General features: G+C 57.0%; 6 protein-coding genes. All 6 read left to right on the forward strand.

Annotated features, from left to right (window positions below):
• The first annotated feature begins 262 nt into the window (after positions 1 to 262).
• Complete coding sequence (locus ACID345_RS02260) at positions 263 to 3,661, forward strand: TonB-dependent receptor (RefSeq protein ID WP_187148925.1); 3,399 nt, start codon at positions 263 to 265, stop codon at positions 3,659 to 3,661.
• A 134-nt stretch (positions 3,662 to 3,795) separates the two neighbouring features.
• Complete coding sequence (locus ACID345_RS02265) at positions 3,796 to 4,944, forward strand: tetratricopeptide repeat protein (protein WP_041855356.1); 1,149 nt, start codon at positions 3,796 to 3,798, stop codon at positions 4,942 to 4,944.
• A 482-nt stretch (positions 4,945 to 5,426) separates the two neighbouring features.
• Positions 5,427 to 6,629 (forward strand): TolC family protein, encoded by a 1,203-nt coding sequence (locus ACID345_RS02270; protein ID WP_041855357.1) that lies wholly within the window; start codon positions 5,427 to 5,429, stop codon positions 6,627 to 6,629.
• Positions 6,626 to 7,792 carry an efflux RND transporter periplasmic adaptor subunit gene (locus ACID345_RS02275; RefSeq protein ID WP_011521255.1) on the forward strand — a complete coding sequence of 389 codons (1,167 nt, stop codon included), beginning with the start codon at positions 6,626 to 6,628 and terminating at the stop codon, positions 7,790 to 7,792. Before ACID345_RS02270 ends, ACID345_RS02275 begins: the two co-directional genes overlap by 4 nt.
• 57 nt (positions 7,793 to 7,849) lie before the next feature.
• A complete protein-coding gene (locus ACID345_RS02280; RefSeq protein WP_011521256.1) occupies positions 7,850 to 10,933 on the forward strand; it encodes an efflux RND transporter permease subunit in 3,084 nt (1,027 codons plus the stop codon).
• Between the two features lie 257 nt (positions 10,934 to 11,190).
• Positions 11,191 to 14,814 (forward strand): Ig-like domain repeat protein, encoded by a 3,624-nt coding sequence (locus ACID345_RS02285; protein WP_011521257.1) that lies wholly within the window; start codon positions 11,191 to 11,193, stop codon positions 14,812 to 14,814.
• The last annotated feature ends 48 nt before the right edge of the window (positions 14,815 to 14,862 follow it).

Here is a 14,862-nt window from a genome sequence, read left to right on the forward strand (position 1 = left end):
GCACTAAGCCCGAACAGCTACAACAAATAACTCGAAACAACTTGACAATGATTCCCGAAAAGGATTAAAAGCGATGACGCTTGCTTTCCGTTAACGTTAACGGAACTTTGCTTTGCAGATTGCTGTGCTCGGAGGTTTCATGTACTGTGCGTTAACTCGGGTGCCAGAGCTGTGTCTGCGCGCCGTGCATCGATCGCGTTTTGCGATCCTGTGCGCGCTAGTGCTTTTCTTTTCAGCTCACGTTTTCGGACAAGAAGCGACCGTGGTCGGGACAGTTACCGATCCTACCGGCGCGAATGTTCCTAACGTGACGATCACCATCACCCATATCGAAACGGGTCAAGTCCGTAACGTCACGACTAACAGCGAAGGACAGTTCGCAGCGGCAGCGCTGCCCATCGGACACTACAACATCACTGCGCAGTCCGAAGGCTTCGGTGTCGCGCAGAAAACCAACGTCGCCCTCAACGTGGGCGATCGTACCCGCATTGACTTTGCTCTTGCCGTGGGGTCCACGAAGCAGACCGTAACGGTGGAAGCGAATGCAGTTCAAGTGCAAACCCAGACCGGCGAAGTCAGCACGGTCATCGACGGTAAACAAGTTGCGCAACTGTCTACCAATGGCAGAAGCGTTTACACCCTATACGCATTGACTCCGGGCGCCTCGAGTGTGCAAGGAGACTTCATCACGCCAACGCCGGTAAGCGGCGACAGTAACGTGAGCATCAACGGCCAGCGGCCAGGCCACAACCTGCAGATCCTCGATGGCGGCGAGAACCTCGATCGCGGCGGCAGCAGCGCGAGTGTGATGCCTTCGCTCGAAGCGATCGCAGAATTCACGAACATGACGTCGAACTACAGCGCCGAGTATGGCCTGTCGTCCGCCGCAACCATTACCACCGCAGTCAAGTCGGGCACCAACCGGTTCCACGCGTCGGCGTGGGAGTTCCTCCGCAACGATGCTTTGGACGCACGTAACTACTTCAACCCGGCGCCGGCGAAAGTTGCCGAACTCCGCTACAACAACTTCGGCTTCAATGTCGGCGGTCAAGTGCCGCTCTGGAAAGACCATCCGACATTCTTCTTCTACAACCAGGAATGGCGCCGGTTGGTGCAGGGTGGACAGTTGAACCAGACTGTGCCGCTCGCGAGCGCGTATCCGGATGCGAACGGAACGGGAACGGGCGCAGTGATTCCGACAACCCTGCCGAACGGGGACCCGAACATCATCACCGTTCCGACGGGCATTGCGAACTTCGGGGCGAATTGTTCCGGCGCCGTGCGTGCATCGTTGATTCCGGGCCAACCGTTCCCCGCGAATACCATCCCAGATTGCCTGATCGATCCGAACTCGCAATCGTTGCTGAAGGCAGGTATTTTCCCCTTGCCGACGAACGGCGTGCAGTTCCAAGGCGGAAACAACTCGCCGACGAACGTGACGGAAGAGATCGTTCGTATTGACCACCAGTTCTCGTCCAAGTTCTCGATCTTCGGGCACTGGATTGCTGAGCAGGTGTCGCAGACGTATGGCACCACGCAGTGGAGCGGCGACAACGTCCCGACGATCAGCGACGTTTTCGGCAACCCGTCATTCAGCGGGGTGATCCACACCACATACACGATCAGCCCAACCCTGCTCAACGAGGCGTCGTTTAACTACAACGGCAACCGCATCCACATCATCCCGCAGGGACTGGTTTCGGCGCCCGGCGACTTCACCTTCAATCGCTTGTTTACCGGTCCGAACGATCAGACCCGTATTCCGTCCATCGCGCTGAGCGGCAGCACGGGCACCAACTACACCTCCAACTGGACGCCATGGAACAACGCCGCAAACGACTACCAGGTTCGCGACGATGTCACGTGGTCCAAGGGCGCTCACCAGCTCAAGATGGGCGGCAGCTGGGCCTTGTACACCAAGGTTCAGGATGCTTTCGCCAATACCCAGGGCAATTTCTCTTTCAACGGTGGATTTAGCGGCAATGACTTTGCCGACTTCCTCCTCGGATATGCACAGCAGTACACCGAGGATGCGGTGAAGATCAGTGGGAATTGGAACAACGTATCCTGGGCAGCCTATGTTCAAGACAACTGGCGCGTAACTCACCGGTTGACCCTGAACCTCGGACTTCGTTGGGACGGTGTACCTCACACCTACGAAGCGAACAATCAATCGTCCAACTTCTACCGCAACCTCTACGATCCCGCGAATGCGGCGACGTTCGATGCGAACGGGAACATCTGCAGCGCAAACTCGGTTCCTGCTTGTCCAGGTGGACCCAGCCCGGGCTTGGGTACAAGTTCGAACCCAATCCTCAGCGGTGTGGGGTTCTATGTGAACGGCATCGGCATCGGTGGTTTGAACGGCGTTCCCAATGGACTGGTGAACAACCATTGGGCAGCGTTCGGACCTCGTCTGGGCTTCGCCTATGACCTTACTGGACAGGGCAAGAGCGTGGTTCGTGGCGGCTTCGGCATCATGTATGAGCGCATTCAGGGCAACGATATGTACAACGGTGCCGTGAACCCGCCCAACGACTTGCAGCCACTGCTAAACAGTGTCTCCCTCTCTAACCCGGGATACAACATTAAGACTGGCAATTCGATCACAGCAGCGGCCCTGCCGGTGTTGCCACTCGTGGTGAGCGGTATTGATTCGGAAAACTACAAACTTCCCGTCAACTACCAGTACAGCTTCGGGTTCCAGCAGTCGCTCGGTGAAGCGTCGGTCCTCGGTATCTCGTATGTTGGCAGCCAGTCACGCCATCAGAACGATTATCGCCAGATCAATCTTCCGGCGATCACCTCGTTGCCCGCTCTGTTAGCGAGCAACGGCGCCGGCATCAATCAACAAATGCCCTACCTCGGTTTCGGCGATATTCGCCTGGCCGAGAACGAGGCGAACGCCAGCTACAACTCCCTGCAGGTCGACCTGCGAGGTAACTTGAAGCGGGACTTCCAGTATCAGTTCGGCTACACATGGTCGAAGGCCATTGACGCAGCCACCAGCAACGGAAGCGGCGGCGATCTCAACAACGTAACCAACCCGTACGTCGGATGGCAGTACGATAAAGGACCCTCTCCGTTCGATCGTACGCATATCGCGTTCGCAAACTTCGTGTACTCGATTCCTCTGTTCAACAACAACGACAGCCGTGCAGTAAGAACGATTCTCGGCGGCTGGCAGGTGTCGGGAATTGTGACCATGGAGTCGGGTGCGCCCTTGGCAATCGGCTTGAGCGGTAGCAATGTCTCGAGTTTGTTCAACGGCGGCTTCGTAACGAACAGTGGTAATCGGCCCAACGTGAATGGAGCGGTCACCTACCCGCAATCCGTGAACGAATGGTTCGACACCTCCGCATTCTCGGCTCCCACTTGCACGACCGGACCGGACTGCTGGGGCGACCTCGGCCACAATACGGTCCGCGGTCCTGGGCGTGACAACTGGAACCTCTCACTGTTCAAGAGCTTCACTCTGAACGATCGCGGCAGTCGGATCGAATTCCGGGCAGATTCGTTTAACACCTGGAACCACACGCAGTTTAAGGGTGATTACAACAACGGCGGCATCAGCACAAACTTCGGCTCCGGTAACTTCGGGGCGGTAACCGCCGCATTCGACCCGCGCGAATTTCAGTTCGGGCTCAAACTCGTGTTTTAAGCATGCACACCTTCTCCCCCGACTCGCAGACCTCCTGGCGAGTCGGGGTTTTTTTTGATTCGCACAAGTAAAGGGTGCGTGCACACAGCAGTTAGAATGAACCGCACGCACACTGACCGGATAGGCGTTTGAGAATGGGGAACCTGATTGTGGCGCGGGGCTGTTTTGTCGTCGTATCGCTTTTTTTTCTTCCGTATTTCGTATTCGCCCAGGCCCCCGATCCTTCCGCAGCCATCGCCTTTGAACAACAAGGGAAACTCCAGGAAGCGGAGAGGACCTGGCGCGAGGTCATCAAGCAAAATCCCAAAGATGCGGGTGCCTTTGCCAGTCTGGGTGTAGTCCTGTCGAAGGAACAGAAATATCAGGAGGCCGCTGCAGCTGATCGCAAAGCGCTCACGCTTGATCCTTCTCTGCCGGGGGTGCAACTCAATCTTGGACTGGCGGAGTTCAAGCGAAATAACTTCGTAGCAGCCATACCGCCACTCAAAGCCGCCTACGCCGCGGATCCAGCCAGTAAGCAGGCGGTGACTTTACTTGGTTTGAGTTACTACGGGTCGAAGCAATTTGCCGAGGCAAGCAAGTATCTCGGAATCGCCGCCAAGGCAGATCCAGCCAACATTGAATTGCATCAGGTGCTGGCGCAAAGCTGTCTCTCCGCCCGGAATTACGACTGTGCGCTCGAGGAATTCCGCCAAATCTCCGCCCAGAATCCGCAATCGGCCGCGGTTCATATGCTCACCGGCGAGGCGCTCGATGGAACAGGACACACCGCTGCCGCCATTGAGGAATTCAAAGCCGCGGTCAACATCTCACCGCGCGAGCCTAATCTGCACTTTGGGCTCGGTTATCTTTTCTGGAAGTCGCACCAATATGACGACGCCAAAGCCGAATTTGAGAAAGAACTCGCGATCGATTCGGATCACGCTCTCGCCTTGGGCTATCTTGGCGATATCGCCATGAAACAGAATCGGCTGGAAGAAGCCTCAAAGTTCCTCCGCAAGGCGATCAGTGCCAAGCCTGATCTTCGAATGGCATATGTAGATCTCGGTTCCGTGCTGACCGAACAAAAGCAGTATGAGGAAGCCATGGAAGCTCTCAAGCACGCCATCAAACTCGATCCGAGCCAACCGGATGCACACTTTAAACTCGGCCGAGTTCTGCAGCGACTCGGGCGGTCCGAGGAATCGCGCAAAGAGCTGGCCAAGGTGCGCGAACTTCATGAGCAGGCCGACGCCCCGCTTGCCACACAATTGCCGGAGTCTGCCGCCCCGCTGCCGAAATGATGTCGGGGATTCTGGCCGTAAATGCTGGCGTGCACATACACGAAGGTGCCATTCGAACGGACTTCCCCACCCACTGTCTTCAACAAATAAATAATAAGGAAGGGCCGACTTAGTTTTGGCCCGACAAAATGGGAAAGGCTGGTTCACAAACTCAGGATTGGAAAACGCGGGGCATGGCGACTCGATTGGAGATCTCCGAAGGCCGTATTCAACTCAACCCGAGAAGCTGCCGCGTTCGGGTAGCCGGCACAGACGTGGGCTGTTTTCGGCGGGGAGATACAATTGTTTCTCGGCGTGCTCTGCGCTTCTTTACACAGGCGAGGGGCAGTGTCGACGTAGAGTAGCGTAAACTTTCTCTTCCACTAATAATGCGACCGCGGCATCGATGCAATCAACCCGTTTCAGATTCAACTACATCCCCCTCATTTCATTTTCAGGCATTTGCTCTGTCAGCACTTCTCTTGCTCCTCCTCGGCGCTGGGATGGGGCAGACTGCGACTCGCATCACCCTCGATGAGGCGGTGGATCTCGCCCTTGCGAAAAGCCCTGCGTTACAGGCGCAGCGCACGCTGATCTTGCAGAACGAGGCACAGGAGATTACTGCCAATCTTCGACCAAATCCCACGTTAGGGGCGGACAGCCAATTCGTTCCGATTTTCAGCCCGCAGGACTTTTCCGGAGACTACCTCGATCAAGCACAGCAGTTCGATATTGGCGTCGGGTATCTCTTCGAACGCGGTCACAAGCGGCAGAGGCGTTTACAAGCGGCCCGTGATCAGACGGCCGTCACGAAGGCTCAGGTGGCCGACGCCGAGCGCACCCTCGCTTTCAACATAGGGCAGCAATTCGTAAGCGTATTGCTCGCAGAATCCACCTTGGACTTCGCTTCGCAGGACTTGAAGAGCTTTCAGCAGACGGTCGATATCAGCGAAACGCAATATAAGGCTGGATACATCAGCGAAGGCGATTACCTGAAGATCAAGCTGCAATTGTTGCAGTTTCAGACGGACGTCTCTTCTGCACGACTTGCTAAGGTTCAAGCGCTCGCGGGATTGCGGCAATCGCTCGGATACAACACGGTTCCCGTCGACTTTGACGTAGCCGGCGACCTAGCTTTTCAGCCGCTGAAGGGGAGAGTGGAGGATCTGCAGATTCTGGCCATGCGCGAGCGGCCTGATTTCCGAGCCTCTCAGCTAGGCGTGACCGCAGCACAAAGCCAGATTCAACTCGCCAAGGCCAACGCCAAAGTAGACGTAAATGGCACCTACGACGTCTCACATGTCGCCGGCGCGACGAGCGGGTCCATCTTCGTGAGTTTCGATCTTCCCATCTTTAATCGGAACCAGGGAGAAATCGCGCGCACCCGGTATGCTCTCACTCAGGCGCAGGCGCAGGAACAAGCAGCGAATGACACGGTCATGACAGATGTATTGAATGCTTACGAGGCAGTCGGCAGCAACGAGCAGGTGGTGCAGTTGTACATTTCCGGATACCTCAAGGAATCGCAGGATTCTCGTGACATCAGCGAGTATGCCTACAAGCGCGGTGCCGCCAGCCTGTTGGATTACCTCGACGCCGAGCGCAGTTTTCGCTCAGTGCAACTGGCGTATCGCCAATCACTGGCGTCTTACATGACGGCAATCGAACAACTTAAGGAAGCTGTAGGGACGAGGAAGCTGCCATGATGATTTTCAATCGAACGTGGCAGCGATTGGCGCCGGCGGCGATTCTTGCCGCGCTCGCGCTCGTGCTGTCGAGTTGCCAGGGTGGCGGAGCGAAGAGCAGCAACACTCGTGAGGGGGGCAATCCCACGAATCCAGAGCTGTTCACCGTTCCTAGCGACCAACTATCCCACGTCCAGATCATCACCGTTGAACCGACTGCGCTCACTCGCTCGCTACGTTTAACAGGTGCGGTCGCGTACAACAGCTTCCACACGACCCCAGTGATCACACAGGTAAGCGGCCCAGTGAGCCGAGTCGTTGTGGTTCCCGGACAGAACGTGCACCAGGGCGAACCGATGCTCTATGTAGCGAGCCCGGATTTTTCGCAGCTCCGCACCAATTACCTGAAGGCGAAGGATGCTTACGCGCTGTCGCAAAAGGCATTTGCACGCGCGAAAGACCTCTACGATCACCACGCCATCTCGGAACAAAACCTGGAGCAGGCGGAATCGGCAGAAGTGCAGGCGGGGGGTGACCTGGTTGCGGCGCAATCGGCTCTCAAGGTGTTAGGCATTACCGACCCGGATGAGCTGGTCAGGACTGCGCCGACCTTCGAAGTTCCAGTGAAGGCTCCTATCAGCGGCTTGGTAGTGGAGCAAAACGTCGCTGTTGGACAACTCATCCAGCCGGGATCCACACAATGCTTCACGATTTCCGACGTAAGCACCGTGTGGGTGTTGGTAAATGTCTATCAAAAAGACTTGCCGTACGTGCGTGTCGGCGACACGGTTGAGATCCAGACCGATGCTTATCCCGACGTGTTTCACGGCCGCATCTCGTACATTGCAGCCTCGTTGGATCCCAACACGCGGACGTTGCAAGCTCGTATCGAGACGAACAATCCGGGCGGGAAATTGAAGAAAGACATGTACGTGACAGCAACTGTCAATGCGGGCGAGATTAAGAATGCACTGGTTTTGCCTGATGCGGCGATTCTCCGAGATAACGAGAATCAACCATTCGTGTATACCGAGACCGCCTCGGAACAGTTTGGCAGGCGACCGGTGACGCTTGGCGAAAGCGTGAATGGAAAAACTGAAATCACCAGCGGCCTCAAAACCGGCGACAAAGTTGTGGGGAACGGGAGCTTGTTCTTGCAGTTTGCGAACTCGCTGCAACGCTAACTCTATGGTTCGATCATCCGTGAAGGCGCTCTACATAAAGTCGAATAGAACGAATTAATGATTCATAGAATCGTCCACGCAGCTCTGCGGCAAAAATTTTTTGTACTGATGCTTACCGCTTTTATCACGGTGGCAGGAATTCTCTCGTTCCAACGGATGCCGGTAGATGCCTATCCGGATCTCGCCCCGCCGCAGGTTGAGATCATCACCCAGTGGCCCGATCACGCCGCCGAAGAAGTCGAGCGCTTGGTCACCTTGCCGCTGGAACTGGAAATGAATGGCGTGCCGCATCTCGTGGTGATGCGGTCGATCTCTCTCTATGGCCTTTCCGATGTCCGACTGACCTTCACGGATACAACCAACGACTACTTCGCACGACAGATCGTGTTTGAGCGGCTCGCGCAAGCCACTCTACCTACCGGTGTCACCCCGTCTCTCGCTCCACTCTTCAGCCCGAGCGGCCTGGTTTATCGCTATGTGCTCGAGAGTCCCGATCGAAGTCCACAGGAACTGAAGACCATTGAGGACTGGGTGGTTGAGAGGGCGTATCGGGCCGTTCCCGGTGTTGCCGACGACTCCGGCTTCGGCGGAACCACCATGCAGTATCAGGTGCTCCTGGATCCGGCACGGATTTACGGATACCACCTGACCGTTCCCCAAGTTACGGCTGCCTTGACAGCCAATAACTCGAACGCCGGCGGCGGATTCTACTCGCAGGGAGGCCAGTTTTACTACGTTCGCGGAATCGGCCTCTTACGCAACACAGAAGATATCGGCAACGTCGTTGTCGGGGCGAATAAAGGTGTACCGATTCGTGTCCGCGACGTTGGGGACGTCATAATTGGGCACGCGCCCCGCCTTGGCCAGTTCGGATTCCAGAGAAACGATGACGCCGTTGAGGGCGTCATCCTGATGCTTCGCGGAGAACAGACTCAGAATGTCCTGAAGGATGTTGAGGCAAAGACGCAGGAGTTGAACAGTCGGATTCTGCCGCCCGACGTAAAGGTTCACCCCTTCTACGATCGCAGCGATCTCGTCGATCTCACGACCGACACGGTCGAGGCAAACTTGCTTCGCGGTATGGTGCTGGTCCTGGTTGTCTTGATCTTCTTCCTGGTCAGCTTCCGGGCCGCGGTGATCGTTGCACTCACTATTCCCCTCTCGCTCCTGTTCGCCTTCATCGTTCTCCACGCACACGATGTAGCTGCCAACCTCCTTTCGATCGGCGCCATCGACTTCGGTATTGTTATCGACGGAACCGTCGTGATGGTGGAGAACATCTATCGCGAGCTCTCGCTGCGCGAAGGGCAGACGTACAGCCTCCATGAAGTGATCCTCACCGCCGCGAGAGACGTCGATCGTCCTATCTTCTATTCTGTCGCGGTCATTCTTGCCGGTTACTTGCCGATTTACGCGTTGAGCGGTCCATCGGGAAAACTCTTTCATCCGATGGCCGAGACCATGTGTTTTGCTCTGGTTGGAGCGCTCATTCTCACCCTTACCCTGGTCCCGGTGCTGGCTTCCTACTGGTTCAAGAAGGGCGTCCGCGAAAAATCGAATCGCGCCTTCGAGTGGATGAAGCGCATCTACGCCGTGCAACTCGACTGGGCACTCGAACGGCCGAAAACCACGATTGTGATTGCCGCTCTCATTTTCGGAGCGACGTTGTTGCTCGTTCCTTTTATCGGCGGCGAATTCATGCCGCACCTGGATGAAGGCGCGCTCTGGGTACGCGCCACCATGCCGTACACGATCTCCTTCGAAGAAGCGAGCAGCATCGCTCCCCAGATACGCAACATATTGATGTCGTATCCGCAAGTCACCGTAGTTGGATCTGAACTGGGGCGCCCTGACGATGGCACCGACCCCACCGGATTTTTTAACTGCGAGTTCTATGTCGGTTTGAAACCGTACAAGAACAAGGCGTGGGAAGGCGACATAAGCGACAAGCAGGAACTCATTGATTCGATCAATAAGAAGCTGACTGCGTTTCCGGGAATCATTTTCAATTACACGCAGCCGGCCGAAGATGCCGTGGACGAAGCGCTTACTGGGCTGAAGAGTTCGCTGGCTGTCAAGATTTACGGCGACGATCTCAACGTACTTCAGGACAAGGCCATCCAGATCAAGAACACGCTATCGAAGGTTCGAGGGTTTACGAATCTCACGGTCGTTCGAGAATTGGGCCAGCCGAGCCTGCTCGTAGAAGTTGACCGCGACAAGATCGCACGCTATGGAATCAACGTCTCGGATGTGCAGGCTGTGATTTCGGCGGCGGTCGGTGGCCAAGCGGTCACGCAGGTCATCCAGGGAGAAAAGCTTTTTGATCTTGTCGTGCGAATGCAGCCACAATTCCGCAGCAGCGCCGGCGAGATTGGCAACCTTCTCGTTGGTACGCCGGATGGTCAACAGATTCCGCTAAGCCAACTCGCGAACATCCGGCAAGGCAACGGCGCCGCATTCATCTATCGCGAAAACAACTCGCGCTACATCGGCGTGCAGTACAGCATAGAAGGTCGAGATCTCGAGCGCGCCGTCCGCGACGGGCAGAGAGCTGTCAAACAGGCCGTGACCCTGCCCCAGGGCTACTCGATGGAATGGGGTGGTGAGTACAGCCAATTCCTCGATGCGCGCTCCCAGATGTATTTCATCGGGCCGCTTGCGGTTGTACTGATTTTCTTGATCTTGTTCGCCCTCTACGGCAATTTCAAGTTCCCCATGACGATCGCTATTGGCGTGATTATCACCGAACCAGTCGGCGCCCTCATCGCGCTGAAGATCACAAACACGCCTTTCAGCGTTTCCTCTGTTCTGGGATTGCTCGCGTTGCTTGGCGTCTCGGTCGAGACCGCGGTGATCCTCGTTTCCTATATCAACAAGCTGCGCAAGGAAGGCCTCGAAATCCGTCCGGCAATCCGCGAAGCGTCTCTGCTGAGACTGCGCCCGATCATGATGACCGCCTTGGTTGCATGCCTCGGACTGTTGCCCGCCGCGCTCTCGACCGGTATCGGTTCGGACACGCAGAGACCGTTCGCCATCGTCATTGTTGCAGGCTTGATCTCAAGACTCTTCATTGGATTCTTCGTCAATCCTGTGCTCTATGAGATGGTCGCGCGCAAGGGCGATGTTTTACAGGTGTAGACGGTAATGGGGTTCCCCTCAGGGCCCACATCGCTTGTTTCGCGACCCCGTATCTCGCAAGAGCACTTTTCGCGTTCGTCCCACAAAATATCGAGCACAGATGTTTCGTGGTTCAAAAGGGATTTGACCGCACGTTATACTCGGCAACCAGAAATCCAGCTGCTCTGAAAGTGCTGGCTCCCCCGAGCCAGTGACGCAATTCTCATCTCGCCGCGGGTCTTGAGATATCGCTTGCCCGCCACGTCCAGGGGATATTCATGTCCATTCGAAATCGGCTCTTAAGCGCGACAACACGCGTTGCGCTCTTGCTGTGTGCATGCTCCATGGTTTTCGCCCAAGCGCCCTTAATTCAAAATCGCGTCACAGCCCCTATCGAAAACAGTAAGACAATCAAGATTCGTCAGACAGTCTCGCCGTTGGTCGCGAAGAGTGCAGACAAAGGCCGACTCGCTGGCGATCGTAATCTCGGGCAGATGCTGCTCATGCTGTCCCCGACGAAGGAACAGAACACCGCGCTGGAAGCCGTCATTAAAGCGGAGCACACTCCGGGATCGGCCAAGTACCATCACTGGCTCAAGGCTTCGGAGATTGCGACGAAGTATGGCGTCTCCGAACCGGACACGACTGCGGTTCGGGGATGGCTGGCGTCGCAGGGATTCGAGGTGAAGCACGTCGCCAACAGCCGACGTTTTGTGGTTTTCAGCGGTACGGTGGCGCAAGTGGAAGCGGCATTCCACACCCAGATGCACCAGTACGAGCTCTCAGGGAACTCGTTTATTGCAAACTCCCAGGAAGTCCAGATCCCTGCGGCGTTGGCGCCGGTGGTTCGTGGCGTCGTCCGCCTGACCAGCACGCCGAAAAACAACAACGTGAAGATCGTAGGCAAGGCCGCGTTCGATAAAGAGAAAGGCCAGATCACCTTCACGAACGGTGAGCATGCAATCACGCCCGCGGATTTCGCGACGATCTACAACCTCAATCCGCTTTATCAGGCAGGCATCAACGGCGCAGGGCAGTCGATTGCGATCGTGGCGCGCAGTGATATTTATTCGCGCGATGTCTTCGACTTCATGAGCATCTTTGGAGTTTCGTTTGGCGGCTTCTACTACACCATCAACGGAGACGATCCGGGCTATGTTTCGGGATCGGACGTTGAGGCCACCCTCGACCTCACCTGGGCGGCTGCAATTGCACCGGGTGCAACCCCAAACATCGTGATTTCGCAGAGCAACTTCGCTGACGGCGTCGATATCTCCGCCGCATTCATTGTGGACAACAATCTCGCGCCGGTAATGAGCACGAGCTTCAGCTCCTGCGAGCAGCAGATGGGGCCGGTCGGCACTGAGTTCTATTACTCGCTCTGGGCGCAGGCAGCCGCCGAGGGCATTACCGCCGTGGTCTCCAGTGACGACAGTGGCGGCGCAGGTTGCGATCTTCCGGGAAGCGGTACCTTCGCGCAGAACGGCCTCGCCGTGAATGCGCTCGCGTCCACGCCGTTCAACGTCGCCGTCGGTGGTACGCAGTTCGACGACACAGCGGATCCGAGCAAGTATTGGTCCTCCACGAACGATTCCACGACCAAAGCGTCCGTGCTTTCCTACATCCCCGAAAAAGCCTGGAACGAGAGCAGCATTGATTCGGGCAACGTCAGCCTATGGGCGGGCGGTGGTGGTGTAAGCACGCTTTGGACGAAGCCTGAATGGCAGATCGGAACTGGCGTTCCCGCCGATGGAATGCGTGACTTGCCCGACGTCTCGCTGACTGCGGCCGGTCACGACGGATACGTATTGTGCTTCGGTGGTTCTTGCGAGAGTGGAGGCATTTATACGGTGGGCGGAACATCGGCGTCGGCGCCGGCGTTTGCCGCGATCATGGCACTGGTCAACCAGCAGACCGGATCTCCGCAAGGAAATCCGAACTACGTGATCTACCAACTCGCGGCGCAGCACCCGGAATTCTTCCACGACACCACAGTTGGAGATAACAAAGTTCCGGATATGAACGGCGAGTTCACTGTCGGATATTCGACCGGTGTGGGCTACGACCTTGCGACCGGCTTGGGATCATTCGATGCGAACTCGCTGGTGACGAACTGGAACAACGTCACCTTCAGCGGAACCAACACGACGTTGAGTGGCCCGGCGGGCGGCTTGACCTTCGTGCATGGCGCAGGCGTGCCGGTCACGGCGAGCGTCAGCGCAGCGTCAGGCAGCAAACTCCCGACCGGCAATGTCGCATTCTTTACGGACAACCCGCTCGGCCTCGCCACTCCATTCGGCGTCGGTGCCGCTGCGCTGGATAACACGGGCGACGCGACTACCTCCCTCGCCGCGATTCCCGGCGGCACGCACTCGCTTACAGCTCGGTACGGAGGCGACGCAACCTTCACGGCCAGTACCTCGAACGCGGTTACAGTGACGGTTACGCCCGAGCCTTCGAATACGTATTTCGTGGCTGGCGTGGGTGGAAGCACCGTCACCTCGGCTGAAGCAAAGTACGGCGACCCTCTGGTGATGGCCGTTCTTGTGCAAGGCAATTCGCTCGTCGGACACCCGACTGGCTCCGTTTCGCTGAGTGAAGGCAGCACCGACCTTGGCACGCGCTACCTTAATTATGGTGAACACGAGGATGCGGAGCAGGGATCGAGTTCGGTCTTCGGAGTGATCGGTTTCCCAGTCGGCGTACACCAATTGACCGCGAGCTACACCGGCGATCCCAGCTTCAATCCGAGTACGTCCACGAACTTCCAACTCACCATCGTTAAAAGCGATTCAACCATCTCATCCCTGCAATTCCAGGGCTCGGCACTCTCCGGTGCGCCACTCCCTGTCTTCGGACAGGTCTCCCTGGCGTCGGGCACTCTCATGCCGATCTCCGGTTCGGTAACTTTCACAGCAGCTTCCGACAAAACAACTGTGAACCTCGGGAGCTTAACCATCGATGCGACCAGCGGCACGTTCGCAGGCAGGGTCAGCTTCCCATCTGCTGGAAGCTGGGTGTTGACTGCGGTTTATGGCGGTGACAGTAACGTAACCGGCACTCAAACCCAGACTCGCGTCGCCGTCGACAGCAGCGAAGCCACGACGATGTCGCTGAGTTCAAATGCACCCTCAGTTCCTGCCGGAGGTTCGGTGACATTCACCGCGCAGGTAAGTTCTCCCGTGGTGCTCCGGCTACCGACCGGCACGGTGACATTCATGGACGGCACGGCTTCGCTCGGCACCGCAACGTTGGATGGATACGGAATCGGAAAATTCACGACCACCAGCCTGACCGGTGGATCACACTCGATTACCGCGAACTACGGTGGCGATGCGATCTTCCGTGCTACCTCGGCAAGTGTCAGTCAGTCGATCAGTGACTTTGCGGTGCAGCCAACGACCGCGGCTGTGTCCATCAAGGTCGGACAATCCGGCACTGCGTTGATCGCACTCACTCCGCAAGGTGGGTTTAATCAAGCCGTCACCTTTAGCTGTTCTGGTCTGCCTTCCGGCGCAAGTTGCACGTTTGCACCAGCAACGCTAACGCCAACAGGCACGGATGTTGCGACTGACACGATGACAATTGCGACCAGCGGAAGTGGCGCGGCTGCACATCGTGCTGAGAACCGACGGATGAATTGGCTCGCTAGTTCCGGCTTTGGTCTGGCTGGCGTGCTGTTGCTGGTACCGATCTGCAATCGCAAGCGGCGGGCGCGTCTCGTCGTTCTGGCGGGACTCATGCTGATGCTCGGACTGTGGGGATGCGGTGGCAGTTCCTCCTCATCGCCCAAGCCGCCGCCTCCGAACCCGATGGTCGGAACTTACAGCGTAACGGTGACAGCGACCTCAGGCACTGGATCTGCGCATGCGGCAGATCTGTCGGTCACCATCACTCAGTAGCGTGAACCCAGACTTAACCCGGCCTCTCCGAGAGAGGCCAGGCAGTCC

This window comes from Candidatus Koribacter versatilis Ellin345 (genome assembly GCF_000014005.1).
Taxonomy (GTDB): domain Bacteria; phylum Acidobacteriota; class Terriglobia; order Terriglobales; family Acidobacteriaceae; genus Korobacter; species Korobacter versatilis_A.

Excerpts from the sequence above, each read along its gene's own strand:
- ACID345_RS02270 (WP_041855357.1), top strand. The coding sequence starts at position 5,427 with ATGGGGCAGACTGCGACTCGCATCACCCTCGATGAGGCGGTGGATCTC.
- ACID345_RS02285 (WP_011521257.1), top strand. The coding sequence starts at position 11,191 with ATGTCCATTCGAAATCGGCTCTTAAGCGCGACAACACGCGTTGCGCTC.
- ACID345_RS02280 (WP_011521256.1), top strand. The coding sequence starts at position 7,850 with ATGATTCATAGAATCGTCCACGCAGCTCTGCGGCAAAAATTTTTTGTA.
- ACID345_RS02275 (WP_011521255.1), top strand. The coding sequence starts at position 6,626 with ATGATGATTTTCAATCGAACGTGGCAGCGATTGGCGCCGGCGGCGATT.
- ACID345_RS02265 (WP_041855356.1), top strand. The coding sequence starts at position 3,796 with ATGGGGAACCTGATTGTGGCGCGGGGCTGTTTTGTCGTCGTATCGCTT.